This window comes from Bradyrhizobium sp. CSS354, assembly GCF_029051725.1.
Classification (GTDB): Bacteria; Pseudomonadota; Alphaproteobacteria; order Rhizobiales; family Xanthobacteraceae; genus Bradyrhizobium.
This window is the reverse complement of record NZ_JAACFU010000010.1, coordinates 1-20,157: the sequence shown is the minus strand read 5'-3', so window position 1 is coordinate 20,157 and position 20,157 is coordinate 1. Positions and strand designations below refer to the sequence as shown.

Annotated in this window: 15 protein-coding genes; 8 read left to right on the top strand and 7 right to left on the bottom strand. The window is 64.9% G+C overall.

From position 1 onward, the window contains the following. Positions 1-78: 78 nt before the first annotated feature. Positions 79-1,041, top strand: coding sequence for an alpha/beta hydrolase (locus tag GWG67_RS24000; RefSeq protein WP_275172010.1), 963 nt, complete (start codon positions 79-81; stop codon positions 1,039-1,041). Positions 1,042-1,081: 40 nt separating this feature from the next. Here the strand turns inward: GWG67_RS24000 and GWG67_RS23995 are convergent, their stop codons facing one another. Next, positions 1,082-1,453: a nuclear transport factor 2 family protein gene (locus GWG67_RS23995; RefSeq protein WP_275171829.1), complete on the bottom strand. Its 372-nt coding sequence runs from the start codon at positions 1,451-1,453 to the stop codon at positions 1,082-1,084. Between the two features lie 101 nt (positions 1,454-1,554). Between GWG67_RS23995 and GWG67_RS23990 the strand changes: the two genes are divergently transcribed. Continuing rightward, complete coding sequence (locus GWG67_RS23990) at positions 1,555-2,118, top strand: TetR/AcrR family transcriptional regulator (RefSeq protein WP_275171828.1); 564 nt, start codon at positions 1,555-1,557, stop codon at positions 2,116-2,118. Between the two features lie 15 nt (positions 2,119-2,133). Here the strand turns inward: GWG67_RS23990 and GWG67_RS23985 are convergent, their stop codons facing one another. Beyond that, positions 2,134-2,583, bottom strand: a complete 450-nt coding sequence (locus GWG67_RS23985) for a cupin domain-containing protein (RefSeq protein ID WP_275172009.1) — start codon at positions 2,581-2,583, stop codon at positions 2,134-2,136. Between the two features lie 225 nt (positions 2,584-2,808). Between GWG67_RS23985 and GWG67_RS23980 the strand changes: the two genes are divergently transcribed. Continuing rightward, positions 2,809-3,057, top strand: a complete 249-nt coding sequence (locus GWG67_RS23980; RefSeq protein WP_275171827.1) for a hypothetical protein — start codon at positions 2,809-2,811, stop codon at positions 3,055-3,057. Between the two features lie 219 nt (positions 3,058-3,276). Next, positions 3,277-4,368: a type II asparaginase gene (locus tag GWG67_RS23975; protein ID WP_275171826.1), complete on the top strand. Its 1,092-nt coding sequence runs from the start codon at positions 3,277-3,279 to the stop codon at positions 4,366-4,368. A gap of 129 nt (positions 4,369-4,497) precedes the next feature. Here GWG67_RS23975 and GWG67_RS23970 read toward each other — a convergent pair whose 3' ends face one another. Beyond that, positions 4,498-5,373 (bottom strand): MBL fold metallo-hydrolase, encoded by an 876-nt coding sequence (locus GWG67_RS23970; protein WP_275171825.1) that lies wholly within the window; start codon positions 5,371-5,373, stop codon positions 4,498-4,500. 134 nt (positions 5,374-5,507) lie between these two features. Between GWG67_RS23970 and GWG67_RS23965 the strand changes: the two genes are divergently transcribed. Continuing rightward, complete coding sequence (locus GWG67_RS23965) at positions 5,508-6,041, top strand: transposase (RefSeq protein ID WP_275171824.1); 534 nt, start codon at positions 5,508-5,510, stop codon at positions 6,039-6,041. A 40-nt stretch (positions 6,042-6,081) separates the two neighbouring features. On the opposite strand, the gene GWG67_RS23960 is transcribed toward GWG67_RS23965, so the two are convergent. The 3 genes from GWG67_RS23960 to GWG67_RS23950 all read right to left on the bottom strand — a co-directional run bounded on the left by GWG67_RS23960 (position 6,082) and on the right by GWG67_RS23950 (position 13,697). Beyond that, entirely contained in the window at positions 6,082-7,704 is a 1,623-nt protein-coding gene (locus tag GWG67_RS23960) for an ABC-F family ATP-binding cassette domain-containing protein (RefSeq protein ID WP_018456346.1), read from the bottom strand. Between the two features lie 306 nt (positions 7,705-8,010). Beyond that, positions 8,011-11,517 (bottom strand): autotransporter domain-containing protein, encoded by a 3,507-nt coding sequence (locus GWG67_RS23955; RefSeq protein WP_275171823.1) that lies wholly within the window; start codon positions 11,515-11,517, stop codon positions 8,011-8,013. 572 nt (positions 11,518-12,089) lie between these two features. Then, the gene (locus GWG67_RS23950) at positions 12,090-13,697 is read right to left on the bottom strand and encodes a multicopper oxidase family protein (RefSeq protein ID WP_275171822.1); all 1,608 of its coding nucleotides are present in this window, start codon (positions 13,695-13,697) and stop codon (positions 12,090-12,092) included. Between the two features lie 236 nt (positions 13,698-13,933). Here GWG67_RS23950 and GWG67_RS23945 point away from each other — a divergent pair, with 236 nt between their 5' ends. The 3 genes from GWG67_RS23945 to GWG67_RS23935 are packed head-to-tail and all read left to right on the top strand — an operon-like array spanning position 13,934 to position 17,852. Then, entirely contained in the window at positions 13,934-16,705 is a 2,772-nt protein-coding gene (locus GWG67_RS23945; protein WP_275171821.1) for a xanthine dehydrogenase family protein molybdopterin-binding subunit, read from the top strand. After that, positions 16,702-17,226, top strand: coding sequence for a (2Fe-2S)-binding protein (locus tag GWG67_RS23940; RefSeq protein ID WP_275171820.1), 525 nt, complete (start codon positions 16,702-16,704; stop codon positions 17,224-17,226). The genes GWG67_RS23945 and GWG67_RS23940 overlap by 4 nt, the downstream gene beginning before the upstream one ends. Before the next feature lie 8 nt (positions 17,227-17,234). Then, positions 17,235-17,852, top strand: a complete 618-nt coding sequence (locus GWG67_RS23935) for an Isoquinoline 1-oxidoreductase subunit (protein ID WP_275171819.1) — start codon at positions 17,235-17,237, stop codon at positions 17,850-17,852. Between the two features lie 120 nt (positions 17,853-17,972). Here the strand turns inward: GWG67_RS23935 and GWG67_RS23930 are convergent. Continuing rightward, positions 17,973-20,157 (bottom strand): autotransporter domain-containing protein (locus tag GWG67_RS23930; RefSeq protein ID WP_275171818.1); only part of this gene is annotated, 2,185 nt, incomplete at its 5' end.

The window sequence follows — 20,157 nt, the reverse complement described above, 5'->3', positions numbered from 1 at the left end:
TGCCGATGCGGCGCGCAAAATCTATGCTAACCCTCAACCAAGACCAAGAACCCTGTGAGGATCCCCATGAAAGCCAACATGGCCGCACCGCTCGATCCCGTCGTCGCCCAGATCATTCCGCTGCTGCCGATGCGCGATCACACGACGATGACGCCACAGAGCGCCCGCGATTCCTTGCGCGCACTGGCTGCCTCGCGCGCGGCCATACCGCCGCCGCCGGTCGACATCGTCGCGGATATCAAGGTGAAAGGCGGCGCCGGCCCGCTCGACGCACGGGTCTACCGGGTCGGCACCACGCCGGCGCCGACCGTGGTGTTCTTCCATGGCGGCGGCTGGGTCGCGGGCGACCTCGAGACCCACGACCGGCAGGCACGCAACCTTGCGATCGAGACCGGCGCGGTCGTCGTCTCCGTCGACTATCGCCGCCCGCCCGAAACGCGCTTTCCCGGTGCGTTCGAGGACGCCTTTGCCGCGGTCAGCGACGTGTTTGGCCGCGTTGCGGAATTTGGAGGCGATGCAAAACGCCTCGGCGTTGCCGGCGACAGCGCCGGCGGCAATCTCGCAGCCACCACCGCGATCGCCTGCCGCGACGCCGGCATCAAGCTCGCGGCGCAACTCCTGGTCTACCCCGTGACCGACGTCCTCGGGAGTTATGCGGACGCGCGCGAGAACGCACGCTTTCCCTCGCGCGCCGAGAATGCCGAAGGCTACTTTCTCTCACGCGCGGTGATGGAGTGGTTCTGCGGCCATTATCTCGCCGATCCCTCGCACGCCACCGACTGGCGCGTTTCACCGCTGCGCGCGAAGTCGCTTGCCGGCGTCGCGCCCGCGATCGTCACCACCGCCTGGTTCGATCCCCTGCGCGACGAAGGTGCCGCCTATGCACGCGCGCTGGAAGCCGCCGGTGTGCCGGTGAAGCATCATGAGGGCCCCGGCCTGATCCACGGCTATTTCGGCCTCGGCGACGCCTCCGAGGTGGCGCGGTCCGAAGCGCGGCGTGCACGGGCGGACTTCAAGGCGCTTCTCGCGCGGGGCGTATGATGTCGGGAGCGGCAGGATCGACCGCCGCGCCGGCCAGCGGTCAGACCTTGGCAGCAGGCACCTCGAAGAAACCCGTCGCCTGAACGAGCCGGCCGTCGTCGCCGAAGCGGCCGAAGCTCTCGCCCGTGACGAACACGTCACCGGCGCCGTCATACATCGTCCAGCGAAAAAGCCCCTGATCATGGTGCTCGAGGAAGCTGTCATTGCTGAAATGCGCGCCAGGAAACTTGAGCTGGGTTTGACCGATGCGCGCCATCAAGGCGTCACGTCCCTCAATCTGCGAGCCCGGATCGGTATACACGCAGTCCGCGGCAACGCTTTGCTCGAGCAGCCGACGCCGCGCGTCCTCATCGATGGGTCCCCACGCCGCCTGATAGGTGTTCCAAGTCTTCAATCGCGCTTCATCGTTCATCTCGCAGAACCTCTCATGGCCCCATGCAGCTTTGTGCAAATTGACAATTATCGTTATTTTGTCAATATGGCCGACGTTCAATTCCGACCCTCGTGAGGCTCATGGCTCGTTCCGGCATTTCGAAAGAAGAGCTCGCCGTCGGGGCTGCGACGGAAGTCTTCTCCCGCTACGGCCATGCCCGCACGACGATGGGCGACATCGCCGCCAAGGCGGGAATGTCGCGGCCGGCGCTCTATTTGCTCTTCCCCGACAAGGATGCCGTGTTCGCGGCGGTGATCCAGCGAATGGACGAGCAGAAGCATCGGGAGATCAGGGCCGCCATCGCGCGCCTCGACGGCCTTCACGCCAAGCTGCTCCATGCCTGTAAATCCTGGGGATCGCATGGCTTCGACCTGATCGAGGCGCATCCCGATTCGGCAGATCTGTTCGACCTCCGTTTCCCCGCGGTTCGGAAGGTCTACGACAACTTCCAGTGTTTGGTCGCCGACCTCATCCGCGATCAGGTGAAGGCCGCTGGGATAGCGGACGAGCCGGAAGTGCTGGCGCGATGCCTGGTGTTCGGCATGCGGGGGCTGCGCGAAACCGCCCGAAGCGGCAAGGAGATGCGGCGGCTGATCGCCGTTCAGGTCACCGTGCTCGTCAGAAGCATCGATGACGGCCGTTGAGCTGCGAAGAGCCGCCTATCGGGTGCTCCGCGCCCGTTGCGCGTCGGTGTGCCCCCACGTCTGGTCCCAGTCCTGACCGGCGGCATCGACGACGCGGCCGTCGGCTTCGAAGAATTTGTTCGGCACCTGGAAGATCGCCAGGATCAGGGCGCCCTCCGGGCACCAGGCGGCATGCCGGCTGCCCGCCTCGCGCCAGATGAATTCGCCGGCCTTGCAGGCGATGCCGCTGGCCGGTCCCTCGTTGTCGACGAGAGCGCCCTCGATGACATAACTCTGCTCGACGCCGACATGCTCGTGATCGGGCAGCACCGAACCCGGCGCAAAGCGCATCAAGGCCGTCATCAGACCGCTGCTGCGATCGAACAGCAGCGTCTTGGCCTCGCAGCCGGGAAAGCGCGTCTTTTGCCATTCCATCTCTTGCGGCCGAACCAGGTGAGAATGCCGGTCGGAAGCGGCATTCGGCATGTTCGCAATCAGGGTCTCCGTCACGATGCTCCCTCCGGCTAAACTCGCCCGAAGCTAGCAGGATTGCCCGGCCCGGTCAGCGAGCAGTGCAGCAGGCGGTGGGCCCTGTCGCACCCGCGCTCGGAAAATCGCTGGGAAGACCGGACGGCAGGCGCTGATCCAGCTTGATTGCGCCACGATTCCCGGCTCCAATCCGCGCGCCATTTCTGGTTTAGGGAGACAATCATGATGAAGCGGATTTTCCTGGCTGCGATCGTTGCCACTTTTGCAGCGGGTTCGGCCTTCGCGGACGACACCTGCGAAAGCAAGGCCGTCGGCAAGGACGGCAAGGCCTTGGCTGGAGCCGCCAAGAGCTCGTTCATGAAGAAGTGCAAGGCCGACGCCTGCGCGCCCAAGGCCGTCAGCGCCGAGGGCAAGCCGCTCGCCGGCGCCGCAAAGAACAGCTTCATGAAGAAGTGCGAGATGGGCGCGTAAGGCGTCGCGAACTCGCTGCATCTTTAGCGGGCAATCGCCAAACGAACACTGTCATGGCCGGGCCTGTCCCGGCCATTCGCGTTTGTGCTTCCAGTGCCGGCGTCCAGACCAAATCATCCGAAAGCCGCCACCCTAGACAGGAGCTCTCGACTGACCGATCATACGGTGCTGAGCGAACCGGGGCGCATCGACAGGGCTTTCTAGGAAAGGGACGTCAAGATGTGGCAACCTCGAGTGCGTCATCACTTCATCGCGGCAATGAGCTTGCTCTTCGCTCTGCTCATCGGACTTGAAGCCGCGAACGCGCGGGGCCCGGGACTGCCCAACGTCATGGTGCTCGCAACCGGCGGCACGATCGCCGGCAGCGGGGCGAGCAGCACCACCGTGGTCGGCTACACCGCAGCTACGGTGGGCATCGAGACCCTCCTGAATGCCGTCCCCGAACTGAAAACGGTGGCCAACGTCAAGGGCGAGCAGGTTTTCCAGATCGCCAGCGAGAACATGAATAACGACTACTGGCTCAAGCTCGCAAAACGCGTCAACACGCTGCTCGCGCAGGACGACGTCGATGGGATCGTGATCACGCACGGGACCGATACGATCGAGGAAACCAGCTATTTCCTCGACCTCGTCGTCAAGAGCAAGAAACCGGTCGTCGTCGTCGGTGCGATGCGGCCGTCGACGGCGATCAGCGCGGATGGGCCGATCAACCTCTTCAACGCGGTGATCCTCGCGGGCAGTGACGAGGCCGTCGGCAAGGGCGTGCTCGTTGCTCTCAACGATCAGATCAACGCGGCTCGCGATGTCACCAAGAACAACACCTCGACGGCGGACACCTTCCGGACACCGGAACTCGGCTTTCTCGGCTACATGCAGGGCAACAAGCCGTACTTCTATCGTCAATCGACTCGGCGGCATACGGCGGACTCCGAATTCGACGTCTCCAGCCTCGATGTCCTGCCGCAAGTCGACATCGTCTACGGCTACGCCAACATGAACCGGGTCGCGATCGACGCCTTTGTCGCCGCCGGAGCCAAGGGGATCGTGCATGCCGGCGTGGGGGACGGCAGCCTGGCTCGGCCCGCGGTCGAGCCGGCCCTCGACGAAGCCCGCAAGAAGGGGGTCGTCATCGTGCGCAGCAGCCGGGTCGGCAACGGCATCGTCGCGCGCAACGGCGAGGCCAAGGACGACGAACACGACTTCGTCGTCTCGGATACGCTCAATCCTCAAAAGGCGCGCATTCTGCTGATGCTGGCGCTGACCAAGACGACCGACACGAAAGAAATCCAGCGGATGTTCTTCACTTACTAGACCGTCCGACGTGCGGTCCCTCCACGAACTCGTCATGCCCGGGCTTGTCCCGGGCATCTACGTTCTTGTTTCCGCGTAGAAGGTCGTGGATGGCCGGGACGAGCCCGGCCATGACGGCGAGGCGGTCGCCTACTCCCGCTTGAAACGGTAGTCAAAGGCGGCGCCGAGCGGCTTGATCAGCCCGACGGTCGGCGTTGGAAAATGAATCGGCAGGATCAGCGTGTCGGTGTCGGCGACGGAAGCAAAAAACTTTCGCCGCGACACCGCCGACTGCTTCGCGTCCCAATCCGGCTTGGCCGACCAGTCCGGCTCGCGGCACTGAATCTGGTGGTGCATGAGGTCGCCGGCGACCACCGCGCGGCGCCCCTTCGAGAAGATGTTGACGCAGCAATGGCAGGGCGAATGCCCCGGCGTCGGCGTCAGCGTGACGGTGTCGTCGAGCGCGTAATCATCATCGACCAACAGCGCTTGGCCTGCCTCGACGATCGGCAGGCAATTGTCGCGAAACACGGTGCCGGGCGGGTTGCTGCCCTTGGCATGCTCGGCCTCCCAGGCCGCATATTCTCCCTTGTGGAAGACGTATTTCGCATTCGGAAACGTCGGCACCCAACGGCCGTCGCGCAAGGTCGTATTCCAGCCGGTGTGGTCGATATGCAGATGCGTGCAGAAGACGTAGTCGATCTGCTCGAAGCCGATGCCGAGCGCGAACAGCTCGTTGCGCCAGCGCGCCTTGCCCGGAAAATCGAACGGCGGCGGATGGCCCTTGTCCTCGCCGGTGCAGGTATCCACCAGGATGGTGTAGCGCGGCGTGCGCACGACGAAGGTCTGATAGGTGATCATCATCATGCCGCGCGCGGCGTCGAACACCTCCGGCTCCATCGTCGGCAGATGGTGGTTGAACACACCCTCGTCATAAGCCGGGAAAAAATCCTGCGGCCGCCGCCACGGCCCCTCCCGCTCGATCACCGCATCGATGGTGATGTCGCCGATGCGCAGCTGCTTCATGGCTGTGTCACTCCCGCTTTTTTAAGCAGCGTAGCGAGAGCCCCTGAAACGTGCAAGCGAGCGAATGGATTGCAAATCTCTCGATCTGGTTGTAGCCCGGATGGAGCGAAAGCGTAATCCGGGAAGGTGCTCGCGTGGTTCGCTATCGGCGCAATTTCGTCCCTGGCGGGACCTTCTTCTTCACGGTGACGCTGGACGATCGACGATCGTCCGTGTTGGTCGATCATGTGGATAAGCTGCGCCACGCATTCCGAGTGGCACGCGAAGAAAGGCCGTTCACGATCGACGCGATCGTCGCCCTCCCCGATCATCTGCACATCATTATGACGCTGCCGAACAATGACGCTGATCTTTCCGGCCGATGGCGGCGGATCAAGAGCTCCTTCACGCATCAACTGGCTATTTCAGGTGTCCCCATCAGCCGCAATCGTCGGGGCGAATTCGCATTGTGGCAGCGACGTTTTTGGGAGCATACCATTCGCGACGAGACCGATTTCGAACGCTGCGCGAACTACATTCACTACAATCCGGTCAAGCACGGCCTTGTCGCGTCACCGATAGACTGGCCGCATTCGTCGCTTCACCGCTACGTCCGCGAAGGCCTGCTTCCGCTCGATTGGGGAGGATCTGGAGAGATTGTTGGTAGCTTCGGTGAACGCGAAGACTGACCCGGATTGCGCTGCGCTCCATCCAGGCTACCGATCCCATCTAGCTCCGCAACCCCGGCGCTTCCTGCCCTGTGCGCGCGACATATTCGGTGTAGCCGCCGCCGAACTGGTGGATGCCTTCGGGCGTCAGCTCCAGAACGCGGTTCGACAGGACGCTGAGAAAATGCCGGTCATGCGAGACGAACAGCATGGTGCCCTCGAAATCCGACAGCGCCGCGATCAGCATCTCCTTGGTGGCGAGGTCGAGATGGTTGGTCGGCTCGTCCAGCACCAGAAAGTTCGGCGGATCGAACAGCATCTTCGCCATCACGAGGCGCGCCTTCTCGCCGCCCGATAATACGCGGCAGCGCTTCTCGACGTCGTCGCCGGAGAAGCCGAAGCAGCCGGCGAGCGCGCGCAAGGACCCCTGCCCCGCGGTCGGAAACGCGTATTCGAGTGACTCGAACACCGTCTGCTCGCCGTCGAGCAAATCCATCGCATGCTGGGCGAAATAGCCCATCTTGACGCTGCCGCCGACCGCCACCGTGCCCTCGTCCGGCTCGCTCGCTCCCGCGACGAGCTTGAGCAGTGTCGATTTGCCGGCGCCGTTGACGCCCATCACGCACCAGCGCTCCCTGCGGCGGATCATGAAATCGAGCCCGTCATAGATCCGCTTGCTGCCGTAGCCCTTGAACACCTTTTTGAGCGCAACAACGTCCTCGCCGGAGCGCGGCGCCGGCGGGAAGTCGAATGCCACCGTCTGGCGGCGGCGCGGCGGCTCGACCCGCTCGATCTTGTCGAGCTTCTTCACCCGGCTCTGCACCTGCGCTGCATGAGAGGCGCGCGCCTTGAACCGCTCGATGAACTTGATCTCCTTGGCGAGCATTGCCTGCTGGCGCTCGAACTGCGCCTGCTGCTGCTTCTCGCTCAGCGCCCGCTGCTGCTCGTAGAACTCGTAATTGCCGGCGTAGGTGGTGAGCGATCCTGAATCGATCTCGACCACTTTCGAGATCACGCGGTTGATGAACTCGCGATCGTGCGAGGTCATCAGCAGCGTGCCTTCGTAATCGTGCAAGAACTTCTCCAGCCAGATCAGGCTTTCGAGATCGAGATGGTTGCTGGGTTCGTCGAGCAGCATGACGTCTGGGCGCATCAGGAGAATCCGCGCCAGCGCCACGCGCATCTTCCAGCCGCCGGAGAGCTTGCCGACGTCGCCGTCCATCATCTCCTGGCTGAAGCCGAGGCCGGACAGCGCCTCGCGCGCGCGGCCGTCGAGCGCGTAGCCGTCGAGCTCTTCGAAGGCGTGCTGCACCTCGCCATAACGCGCGATGATCTCATCCATCTGGTCGGCCTTATCAGGATCGGCCATCGCCGTCTCGAGCTCGCGCAGCTCAGCCGCTACCGCACTCACCGGCCCCGCCCCGTCCATGACCTCGGCCACGGCGCTGCGGCCGGCCATCTCGCCGACATCCTGGTTGAAATAGCCGATGGTGATGCCGCGATCGGTCGAGACCTGCCCCTCATCGGGCAGTTCCTCGCCGGCGATCATCCGGAATAGCGTGGTCTTGCCCGCGCCGTTCGGGCCGACGAGCCCGATCTTCTCCCCCTTGTTGAGGGCGGCGGACGCTTCGATGAACAGGATCTGGTGGCCGGCTTGCTTGCTGACGTTGTCGAGGCGGATCATGAGGTCTTTTTGGGGGAATTGTTGCGTTGCAGCGTCAATAGGCCATGCGGGCCGCCAGGGGAAGCCCGGCCGGACCCGGATTCCGCCCTCGCCGGACTCAAATGTGCCATTTGTCCGGGGATTAAAGCCAATCGACTCGGACGACCTCTGGCAAGCAGCACCGCGCGGCTGACGATTGCTCCCTCCCTGCGTGAGACACCCTGCCCCGCCGCACCAGCTTGCGCGATGCTGAGCCGCAAGCTGCGCGCACCCGTGCCGGGCATGCAAGAGCAAGCCGGCGCTGGTCGAGACTAGGGAGACGGGTGCCTACCACGCATATCGCACCACGCCCTTGCCGGCGTAGCTGCGCGTCACGCTGGAGAACTCGCCTTCGAATGTCGCGGCGGTCGACCAGCCGTTCATCCATCTGGTCTCCGCGGATGCGGTGACGAGCGCGGACTCGGCGGCTTGCGCCGCGCCGTTGACGAAGAAGCTGGCGCCCGGCAGCGTCTGGAACGTCGCACCAATGCCGCGGTCGGGATTGAAATCATGCGCCCAGGCCACGCGGCCGCGCAGCGTCAGCATCCCGCTCTGCATGGCAAAGGATTTGTCGGTGCGGACGCCGAGTTCGCTGCGGGTCGCGGTGACGCTCTTGGAGCCGTAGGCCAGCGCAAAGGTGTTGGCGCCGGAGACGACGGACTCGGCATAGGCCGGCAGGTCGAAGGTGGTGAACTGGCCAGCCGCGTACGGCGTGAATCCGACCCCGCCAATTACGGGCGCGACGAAGCGGTAGCCGCCCTCGGCGCGACCGGAGAACGCATTGGCGTTAAACTGCGCGCGCAGCCGATCGATGCCGGCGATGGTGACGGTGCGATCGGTGGTGACGTCCTGCCAGCCGTAGGCGAGCGCGCCGGAGAAATAAGCGGCGCCCACCGTATGGCGTACGAAGGCGCCCGCCTGGAACAGGTCGGAGCGTCCGCCGCCACCGTTGACGACGCTGAAATTGGTGCCGCCGCCGGCAAGTGCAAACCCAACCAGCGTGTCGCGCGAGATGCGGTAGTCGGCGCCGACAGCGGTGCCATAGAGGCTGCTGCTGGTGTTGTTCGAGCCGGCGATCGAGTTGCCGTCGGTTTTCTGCGAGCCGCCAAATCCGGCCGCCCACACGCTCCAGCGCTGCTGGAACGGCGCCGCAGCTGGCGCCTTGGTGTAGATCGCGGCCAGCGCGTCGTTCGGGTTACGCTTCCTCGCGGCATAGGCGAGCGCTTCCTCCTCGGCGAAACCTGGCGCCGCGCCGGGCGCATTTGCGGCTCCGTCTCGTCCGGCGATGAACGGATCGGTCATCAACCCCATGAACTGGTTCATCGCATTGAACGTCGACTGCTGCGATCCGGTTGCCGTCTCGCCGGAGATCTGGGACAGCGCATTGGCAAGACCGGAGCCGGTCAGGGCGAATAGCGCGTTGAAGCCCCCCGGCATGTTCGCGCCCGCATTGAGCGCGTTGTCGATTCCGGCAGCGACGTTCTTCTGGTTGATGTTGGCATTGGTGGGCAGGTTCGGCGACAGCAGGCCGGGATCGACCGTCAGAAAGACGTCGTTGCCCACATAGCTCAGTCGCGCATTGCGCGCGAAACTGTTGGCGGCGAGGAAATCCGCCGTGGAGAAAGTGCCGCTGACGGTGCCCGCGTTCAGAATGGTGTAGGTGGTGGTTGCGGAGACGCGAGCCAAGGGATCGACCGCGACCTTGCCGGCCAGATTGGCGGTGCCGGTCACGACGGTTTTGTCAGACGAAGCGCCCGATATCTGCACCAGATAGGTCGATGCCGCCGTCATGGTCAGGCTGCCGCTGACCGTGAGCGTGCCGATCGAATTGCCGGGCGCCAGCGTGCCGCCGTTGATGGTGGCGTTGCCGACGAAGCCGCTGCCGCCGAGCGTGCCGCCGGGATTCACCGTAAGGCTGCTTGCCGAAGTAAGATCGCCGTTGACGCTGAGCGTGCCGCCATTGACCGTTACCGGGCCGGCGTAAGTACCAGTGCCGGTCAGGCTCCAGTTCGAGCTCCCGGTCTTGTCGAGCAATGCCCAGTTGGCGCCGATCTGGCTGACGTCGAAGCTGTTGGTGCCGGCGCCGGCAAATCGAAACGTATCGGTGCCGACGGGGCTGGCGATGGCCTGGCCCGTCAGCGTGGCCAAGGGCCCCTCCATGGTCAGCGTGTTGCCGACGCCGAAGAAGATCACGCCGGAGCCGGCCGTGCCGATGATCGCGCCGGCATTGACGAGCGACGTCGGGCCCACGAAATTGACGCCGACTAAGCCCCGGATGGTGCCGTGGTTGATGATGAGATTGTTTGTCCCGTCGCCGTCGATGCCGGTGAGACCGATGACGGACGCGCCGGCGCTGATGGCGATGGTGACTCCACCTGTGCCCGTTGCGCCGGCTACGATACCCGTGTTGTTGGTACCGCCGCTGACTGTGCCGCTCGTGACGTTCACCGTGGCGCGGCCGTCCACCACGTTTGCAAGGATGCCGCCGCCCTGCGGACCGCTGACGTCGCCTGACGTCGTGATGGTGACGTTGCCGGTCCCGACGGCGCTCGCAGTGATGCCGAGTGTCAGGCCGGCGACGGTGCCGGCGGGCGCGACCACGACATTGCCGTTGCCGCCGGAGGCCATGGCATAGATGCCGGCGGAGCCGGACGAACTCACATTGCCAGTGCCAGCGACGGTGACGTTCCCGCCGCCGGAAGCTTGCGCAACGATGCCGGCGCCGTCCGCGGTGACCGTGCCCGTGCGGGTGACGGTGACGTTGCCGGTGTTGTTGGTATCTATAACGATGGCAGTAATGCCGTCGCCGGTGGCGCTGACATTGCCGGAACCGCCGACCGACACGCTGCCGCTGGTGCCGGCACCATTGGTCTGCCAAGCTCTGATACCGTCGACCGGCGTGAAGGTGAAGGTATCCACGCCGGTCACCGAACCGCTGCCGTTGACGACGACGTTTCCGTTGCCGTCGTTCCGGGCGAGGATGGCGCTGTTGAAACCTCCGCTTACCGGGCCGGACCAGTCGATCAGGACGTTGGAAGCGCCGCCTGCCACGAGTCCCGCGATGCCGACGCCAAAGGACCCGTTGACAGCGCCGCTGCCGGAGATCGCCACACCATTGGTGCCGCCGCCTGGGCCGACACCGTTCTGTATCGCGCTGATCCCACTGGCTCCGTTCACGGCGCCGGTCCCGCTCACCAGCACGGTGCCGGAACCTTGGTTCTCAACGTAGATGCCAGTGCCCACGCCGCTCACGGTGCCATTGTTGGTGATGCTGATGTTGCCAGCGCCGGCGTTGATGATGGCGTTGATGCCGTCCCCCATGGCCGTCGCGACCACGCCGGCGCTGCCGACATAGGTGATGTTGCCGAAGTCGTTTGCGAGCGTTACGCCCGAACCGCTGCCGACACCAAGATTCGTGATGCCGTAGGTCGCGTCGCTGTGGTTGAATGTCAGGTTGCCCGGCGCCGTCACGGTGGCGGTGGCGCCGGCGGCATCGATCTTGCCGCCATTGCCGACGTTCACGACCGTGGTGCCGTTGAATGTGGTGGTGAGGATACCGGCCGCCGCCTGATTGGCGAGGTCGCAGCTGACGCTCGCCGAGTCGACGCCTGCGCATGCCGCCAGCGCCCCTTGGGGATAGGCAGCGATCACCGCGATGAACGCGCCGGTGAAGGCCGTGCCGGCGAGCAAGCGATGCCGCCGTCCTGACCCTGACCCTTTAACAGCGTGAAGTCGGCTTCCAAACGTCATCTTCGTCGTTTGCAGCCGCGTCGTCGAACCGAGCTTGACCTTCATGACGTAACTCCAGAAACGCTCGTGTTTGGCGTGTCGACGACAGGGAATGGCTCGCGAGCGGAGCACGGAACAGAAATGAGTTCCATGGCTGGATCCTTGAAAACGGCGAACAATCGTCACGGCACGACGATTGCGAGGCGGGGTGGTATATCGGCAACGTGATCTGCGCGCGCTGCAAGTTCTGCGGAGGCCCGCTGAACTATGTCGTTATGCAGAGAGAATCCGTTTTCCCAGTCACCGTGCCGAATATCGCGCCACTCGAGGGGCCTGAGAACTACCTGGAAAGGTGGTACGCTGTGCTTTCTGAGCGCCGGCGCGCGCATCGACTCCGCCGTGCCACTGCAATCCAGGAGCGCCGTCAATCGCAGGATCAGAAACCCGACAGGCGGCCGGATCATGCGCAGTCGCCAGTCGCTCGCCGCGCTGTGGCTTGGCAGGCTGCGATAACGAACTGGGCCGCAGGTGCAAGGCTACGTATATCCGAAAACTCGGATGCGGCCGCCGATCGGCAACATCGGGGGGCCCGGATCAGCCGCAACCAATCGCCAAACTCCCGCAATTCGCCCAGAAGCTTACGCCTTGTAGACCTCCACGGTCTGCATCATGCCCATCTCCTCATGGTTCATCATGTGGCAGTGAAGCATGTAGACGCCGGTGAAATCGATGAAGCGCGAGCGGAACACGACCACGCCGCCCTTGCGCTCCACGATCACGGAATCCCGCCATTCCGGCACCGCCAGCGCCTTGCCATTGGCCGAGATCACCTGGAACGGGTTGGTATGGATGTGGAACACGTGGTCGTCATGCTCATGCGTGTTGACGATGGTCCACTCCTCGACCGCGCCCAACTTGACCCGTTGATCGATGCGGCTGGGGTCGAACTTCTTGCCATCGACGAAGAACTGGAATTCCTGCCAATGGCCGGCCGCATCGGCCTCCGGCGCGGTGGCCGACAGCACCACCTTGCGGCGGTTGGTGATCTCGGAATCCTTGATGGTCGCGAGCGGAGCCGGCGGCAGGGTGCGCGGCAGCTTCATGTCCATCGGCGCGCCCGACACCACGACCCGCGCCAGCGGTCCCACCGGCGACGGATGCCCCTGGTCGTAGGGCGCGGCATTGAAGGCGTAGGTGCCGGGGGCGCCTGCCTTCACCAGAATGTCGGCGCGCTGCCCAGGCGCGATCAGGACCTGCTTGAGCGGCTGCATGGCGCCGAGCTGGATGCCGTCATAGGCGATCGCATGCAGATCGTGCTTTTCCAAGTCGAGCAGCATGTCGTCCTGATAGGCGGCATTGAGGATGCGCCAGCGCTGCACCTCGCCTGGCCGCATCTCGATCATCGGCCGGCGCTGGCCGTTGATGGCGAGAAAGCGCGTCGCGGTCTCGGGAAACAGCGTCTCGAAATTCTCGACCATGCCGTTGGAATCGTAGACCACCTGGGTGAGCACCATGAGCCGTTCGCGAGCCGTAGCGATCTCGGGAACGTCGGCGAAATCACCCTCGATGACGACGGCGCCCACCATGCCGGAGGACATCTGGATGTCGGCGCTGCCGTGGTGATGCGGGTGATACCAGTAGGTGCCCCTGGTGTGATCGGCCGGCAGGGTGATTTCGATGTTGTAGCTGCGGCCCGGCGCCATCGAGCGCATGACGTTGTCGGAAATCCCGCTCGGGCTGGTATGCGCGCCGTGGAAATGGAAATTGGTGTTGTTGAACTGGTGCGGATGGCTGATGTCGGCCGGCAATCCATCGCGGTTCGGCGGCAAATCGTTGATCATCTTGATGCGCAGGGTTTCGCCGGGCTTCATGCGCAAGGTCGGTCCGGGGCTGCCGCCCTCATAGGATCTGACATAGAGCCTGACGCCGCCGATCTGGCGATAGGCATAGCCGACGCGCAACGTCGTGCTCAGCACGCCATTGACTGACCGCCGCACCTCGGGCTCGACCAGCGCTTGGTCCATGGCGGGAACGGGCGTTTCAGCGACCATCCCCATGCTCGGCGACATGTCCGCAGTGTGGGACGTGCCCGCATGGTCGTGCATGGCGTGCTGGGCATTTGCGGCACCTGCGAACAGCGACAACGCGCCCGCTTTGAGACCGCAATCCAGCAATTGGCGGCGCGACAGTGTCGTCGTGCCCATCGCCCTGGTGACTGAAGACGCACCGTTCGGATCCTGCTGCATTTGAATTGCGCCCCCCTGTTGCCGGACCGTCTTCCGTTCGATTCGATTCTAAAGCAAGCACGAAACCACAATTCGATCTGCGAGCGCACGACATTCAGCGGTTGTAAACCTTCTCACCCGTTCTATCGTCGCATGATGCATCGTGACGGATTCGCGCTGGCGCGCGCCTATGCCCTTCGGACATCGCATGCTGACGGCATCCCGATGTTCTCGAAATTCTGTACAAGGATATGATCATGGGGACTTCGCGACGCGAGTTCGTGAAGTGGTTGTCGGCGGGAGGCATCTCGGTCAGCCTGTCACATCTGGCGTCCGCGGCCGGTGTGCCCTTCGCAGCGCACGAGACGCTGCCTGGACGCGGCAAGTTCAATCCCGCGACAACGGGCGCCGGCCGTGTCGACGGCGTCGCCAAGGTCACCGGCGCAAAACTTTACGCCTCCGACTTCCGCGCCAACGATCTCCCCGGCTGGCCGCAGGCCACCTCGCACGCCATCCTGGTCCGCGCCAACGACGCCACGCATGTCTATACCGGGCTGGACCTCGCCCGCCTCGGCGGCGCGCTCAAGCCGTCGGTGGTGGTGACTGCCGCCGATCTCGACCGGATCGGGACACAGGTGCCGGAATTCTATGCGGGCGACCTGTTGTGTCCGATCGGCAAGACGCCGCTTTATCTGGGACAGCCGGTCGCGCTTTTGATCTTCGAGAAGTTCGACGCCTTCGACCAGGCGCGTCTGGCGCTGCGCGACGGCACGTTCGTCCAGTTCGGCGAGGAGACCGGGCCCGTCGTCGTCCCCGATTACGGGGCCTTCCGCTTCACCCGCGTGGCCGGTCCCTCACCTGACAAACCGGATGTCTATTCGCCGCTCCAGGCCGGCTGGGTCTCGCCCAAGAAGGTCCAGAGCGCGGCGCTGCCGGTGTGGTCGCCGCTCGCGAAGGACATGCCGGCGGATTACGCCAAGGCGGCGAAATATGGCGAGCAGATCCGCGGCGAGCTTGCCGCGGATGACGCCTCGATGCTGGTGCTCGACCGCGAGTTCGAGACGCAATCGGTCGACCCGATGTTCCTGGAGCCGGAATGCGGGCTCGCCTGGTACGACGGCAAGGGCGGCAATCTCGAACTGCTGCTCGGCGTCCAGTCGCCTTACGAGGCGGCGGAGTCGATCGCGCATCTGCTCGGCAAGGCCCGCGCGCCCTACAAGCCGGCGCACATCAACGCGCAGTTCGCCCATGTCGGCGGGGGCTTTGGTGGTCGCGATCACACGCCTTTTATTCTCTATGTTGCGCTTGCGGCGGTCTGCTTTCCTGGCAAGCCGGTGCGGCTGGCGCATGACCGCTACCAGCAGTTTCAGGCTGGCATCAAACGCCACGCGATCAAGATGCGCTCGCGCATCGGCATCGATCGCGCGACCGGCAAGATCAAGGGGTTCGCCGCCGATCACGTGCTCGACGGCGGCGGGCTCGCCCATTTCTCGGCCAGCGTCGCCGTCGTCGCAGCCACCGGTGCAATCGGCATCTACGACATTCCGAAGGTCGACGTCAGGACCGTCGCGGTGCACTCGCGCGGTGTGAGCGCGGGCTCAATGCGCGGCTACGGCATCCTGCAAGCCATGACGGCGCTGGAGGTCCTGATCGACGAAGCCGCGTCCGAGCTCAAACGCGATCCGATCGAATTCCGGCGGCGCAACGCGCTGCCGCAAAACGGCCGGACCATGACGGGCAATCCCTACATCGTCTCGGTGCGCACGCCCGAAATCCTCGACAAGCTCGAGAAGCACCCGATCTGGCAGCAGCGGGCGCAGTTCAAACAGACCTCATCGGATCGACTGGTCGGCACCGGCGTCGCCTGCGTGACGAAAGACTATGGCTCCGGCGCGGACGGCTCGCTCGGACGCGTGGAGCTTGGACCTGACGGCAAGATCGTCATCTATTGCGATCATGTCGAAATGGGCAACGGCATCGGGACGGCGCTGGCCAACCGGGTCGCCGGTCATCTCGGCGCCATCGCCGACGAGGTCTCGGTCGCCCGCGTCGACAGCTATGACGTGCTCGGGCTGGTCACATCAGGCGATCCCTCCACCATGGACCAGAAGACCCAGGATGCCGCGGAGAAAAATCCGCGCTGGGTGCCTGCGATCAGCTCGCCGACAAGCTCCTCGATCGGCGCGCATGTCGGCACGCATTCCGCCGCGGAAGCCGCCCGCGTGATTTTCCGCTTCGGCCTGTGGCCGGCGGCGCTCGACCTGTGGCGCATCGCAAAGACCGATCCGCGCGCGCGGCAATGGGCCAGCGCAAGCTGGCAGAACGGCCGGCTCACCATGCCCGGCCTCGAACCGCTCGCCCTCCCGGCGCTCGCGGCGACGGCTCACACGCGCGGGTTCGTCACCGGTGCGGTCGCGCACAGCTTCTCGCGCTGGGCGTGGTCGCGGGCACGCTTCCCGCTGTCCGGCGAGCAATACCGCGCCGAGATCGACGCGCTGGCGATCCGCAAAGGCAACGGCAAGTTCGAGCGGATCAACCGCACCAGTGTCAAGTTTCCGCCGACCGACAACAACCGGATCGGCACCGCCTACACCTCGATGTGCGGCACGGTCGTTCGCGTCGAGATCGAGCGCGCAACCGGGAGCTTGCGCATCGCCAAGGCCTATAGCGTGTTCGAATGCGGCACCGCGCTCGTGCCCGAGGTGGTGATGGGCCAGGCCCAGGGCGGCTTCGCCATGGGCGTCGGCTACGCGCTGCTCGAAACCCTGCCCCCGTTCGAGGGCGGGCCGGGCAACGGCGAATGGAATCTCGGGCGCTATCTGGTCGCACGCGGCTCTGACCTGCCGCTCCGCGATCTCGAGATCGAGATGCTGAAGCCGCAAACGGCAGACGAAGCACCGAAGGGCATGGCGGAGGTCGTGATGATCCCGATCGTGCCGGCGCTGATCAACGCCATCCACGACGCCACCGGCCATCGCTTCCGCGCGCTGCCGGTCACCGCAAGCCTATTGAAGGGAGTGCTCGCGTGACGACCCTCAGCCTCACCATCAACGGCCAGAAGCACGGCCCGATGGACGTCCGCGAAGATCTCTCGATGAACGATTTTCTGCGCGAGATGCTGGGCATGACCGGCACCAAGTTCGGCTGCGGCGCCGCGCAATGCCTGAGCTGCGCCGTCATCATCGATGCGCCCGACGGCACCAGCACCACCAGCCCGACCTGCGTCGCGCCCGCCGTGAATTTCGACGGAAAGTCGATCCGCACCGTCGAGGGGCACGCGAGGGACGGCGAGCTCTCGACCCTGCAAAAGGCCTTCATCGCGAATTTCGCCTTTCAGTGCGGCTATTGCACCGCCGGCTTCCTCAATGAGGGCCAGGTCTTGCTGGAGCGCCTGTCGCGGACACCGGTCGCGCGCGAGGCGCTGGAGCAGACCATCGCGGATGCGCTCGACGGCCATCTCTGTCGCTGCACCGGCTACATCAAATATCACGAGGCGGTGCGCGACGTGATCCTCGCCGACTCGAAGCGCTACCTCATGGCCACCAAGTGACACGCATCATGATCTTCGACGTGCGGTTCAAGATGATTGCCGTGGTCGCCGCCCTCGCCGGCAGTCTCAGTGCGGGCTACGCGGCGTCGGAGACGGCAGGCCACGCCCTCGCCTCACCCGAGAGCTTTGCTTCGATCGGCGACACAGACAAGCGTTCGGCCGCAATCTTCACCGAGCTCGGCAAGGTGCTGACGCATCCGCGCTGCACCAATTGTCATCCGGCCGGCGACAGGCCGCACCAGGGCGACAATGCCCGCCTGCATCAGCCGCCGGTCACGCGCGGCGCTGACGGCCACGGGCTCGAGGCGATGCGCTGCAACACCTGTCACCAGAAGGCCAATTTCGAGCCCGGCCGCATGCCCGGCCATCCCGAATGGCATCTCGCCCCGCGCGAGATGGCCTGGGAGGGCAAGACCGTCGGCGAGATCTGCGAGCAGATCAGGGATCCCGCGCGCAATGGCGGGCGCAAGGTGGAAGACCTGATCGACCATATCGGCAAGGACACCCTCGTCGGCTGGGCCTGGAAGCCCGGCTTCGGCCGCACGCCCGCCCCGGGCACGCAAGAGCAGGCCGGCGCGCTGGTCGAGGCCTGGGTGAAGACCGGAGCGGCGTGTCCGGCGCCGTGACGACGTCGAAGTGGTCCGTTCCGCGAACGGCGTTCAATCAAACTTGTCTTCCACGCCGAGCGTCATCATGTCATGGCGCGGCTTGATCGTTTCCGACGGCACCGCTGCCACCCGAGGAGTTCACCACGCATATCGCACCACGCCCTTGCCGGCGTAGCTGCGCGTCACGTTGGAGAACTCGCCGTCGAAAGTCGCGGCGGTCGACCAGCCGTTCATCCATTTGGTTTCGGCGGATGCGGTGAGAAGCGCGGAATCGCTAGCCTGCGGGGCGCCGTTGACGAATAAGCTGGCGCCCGGCAGCGTCTGGAACGTCGCACCGATGCCGCGGTCGGAACTGAAGTCATGCGCCCAGGCCACGCGGCCGCGCAGCGTCAGCATCGCGCTCTGCATGGCGAAGGATTTGTCGGCGCGCACGCCGAGTTCGCTGCGGGTGTCGGTCACGCTCTTCGCCGTATAAGCGAGCGTAAAGGTGTTGTTGCCCGAGATGACACCTTCCGCATAGGCCGGCAGTTCGAACGTGGTGAACTGGCCCGCCCCGTAGGGCGTGAAGCCAATTCCGCCGATCAGGGGCGCCACGAAGCGGTAGCCGCCCTCGACGCGGCCCGACCAGGCATTGGCGTTGAACTGCGCGCGCAGCCGATCGATGCCGGCGACGGTAACGGTGCGATCGGTGGTGACGTCCTGCCAGCCATAGGCGAGCGCGCCGGAGACATAGGCGGCGTCGATAGTGTGCCGAACGAACGCGCCGGCCTGGAACAGGTCGGAACGCCCGGTGCCGTTATTGGCGACGCTGAAACTGGTGCCGCCGCCGGCCAGCGAGAAGCCGGCGATGGTAAACGGCGAGAAGCGATAGTCGGCGCCAACAGCTGTGCCATAGACCTGCGACGTCGCCGCATTGGAGCCGGTCACGTTGTTGCCATCCGTCGTTTGCGAGCCGCCGAAGCCGGCCGCCCATACGCTCCAGCGCTGCTGGAATGGCACCGCAGCTGGCGCCTTGGTGTAAATCGCCGCCAGCGCATCGCTCGGATTGCGTTTCTTCGCGGCATGCGCCAGCGCTTCCGCGTCGGCGTAACCTGGCGCCGTGCCGGGCGTGTTCCCGCCTTCGTCCCTCCCGGCAATGAACGGGTCGGTCATGACGCCCATGAACTGGTTCATCGCGTTGAACGTGGATTGCTGCGATCCCGTTCCGGTCTCGCCGGCCGCCTGCGAGAGCCCCTTCGGCGACATGTTTGCGAACACTGCGGGAATGCCGCCGGTGGTGTTGAAGAACTTCGTCAGCGCGTCGCCGACCGCCTGCTGATTGGGGTTGAGGCCGCCTGGAATGGCGAAACTCAGCACCATGTCCAGGTAGACGTTGTTGGCATCGTAGCTCAACGTCGAAGAAAAGTTCGATGGCGCACCGGAAGTAATCACGCCACCGAAGGTACCGCCGACGCCACCGGTCGCGGTGAGGATGGTGTACTTCTTCTGCACATAGGTCCCGGGCGCAAAGCTGGCGCCCACCGCAGCGCCGCCAAGCGTCGCTGTACCGTTGACGACCGCAAAAGAGGCGGTCGTGGGGTCGATTTGGACCAGATATTGCGCGGCCGCCTGGAACGCGAGATTGCCTGTTATCGCCATCGACGAACCTGGCGTGCCGTTGCCAGGCGCAAAGATGCCGGAGATCGTGCTGTTGGCGCCGGTCACTGTGCCGGCGCCTTGCAAAACGGCGAATGTCTGGTTGAAGCCGTTCAAATCCAGCGTCGCGCCGCCCGCGACCGAAAACTGGTCGCTGGTCCCGAACGCGGCGGCATGTCCGGCGCGCAGCGTTCCGCCGTCTACTATCGTTGCGCCGCTATAGGTGCTGGCCGCCGAGAGCACCAGCGTGCCGACGCCGTTCTTGTTCAGTCCCCAGGTTCCGGCGTCGACACCCGTGCCGCCAGAACCGGTCTGGTCGGCGATGCCGTCCGAAAGCGTTTGCGTCGCACCGCCGCCGGGCTGGAAGTTGAGGATGCCGTTGCCTTGAAGGAAGATGCCGGCTCCGAAGGCAGAACCGCCACTACCCGCCGTGCCATTGTCCACGCCGCCAAAACCGTTGCCGCCGGCGCCGCCGACTCCCCCGGCGACGCTGCCGCCGTTGACGTTGAACGCGCCGGCGATCGTTAGCGAGCCGCCCTCCTGAACGAACAGCGCGCCGCCCAATCCGGCACCGCCGCCTCCGCCGCCGCCTCCGCCACTCCCACCGTTCGCCGCGATGCTGCTGCCGTTTCCGGCGCCGCCACCGCCAAATCCTCTACTCCCGCCCGTTCCGGCCACCTCACCCAAG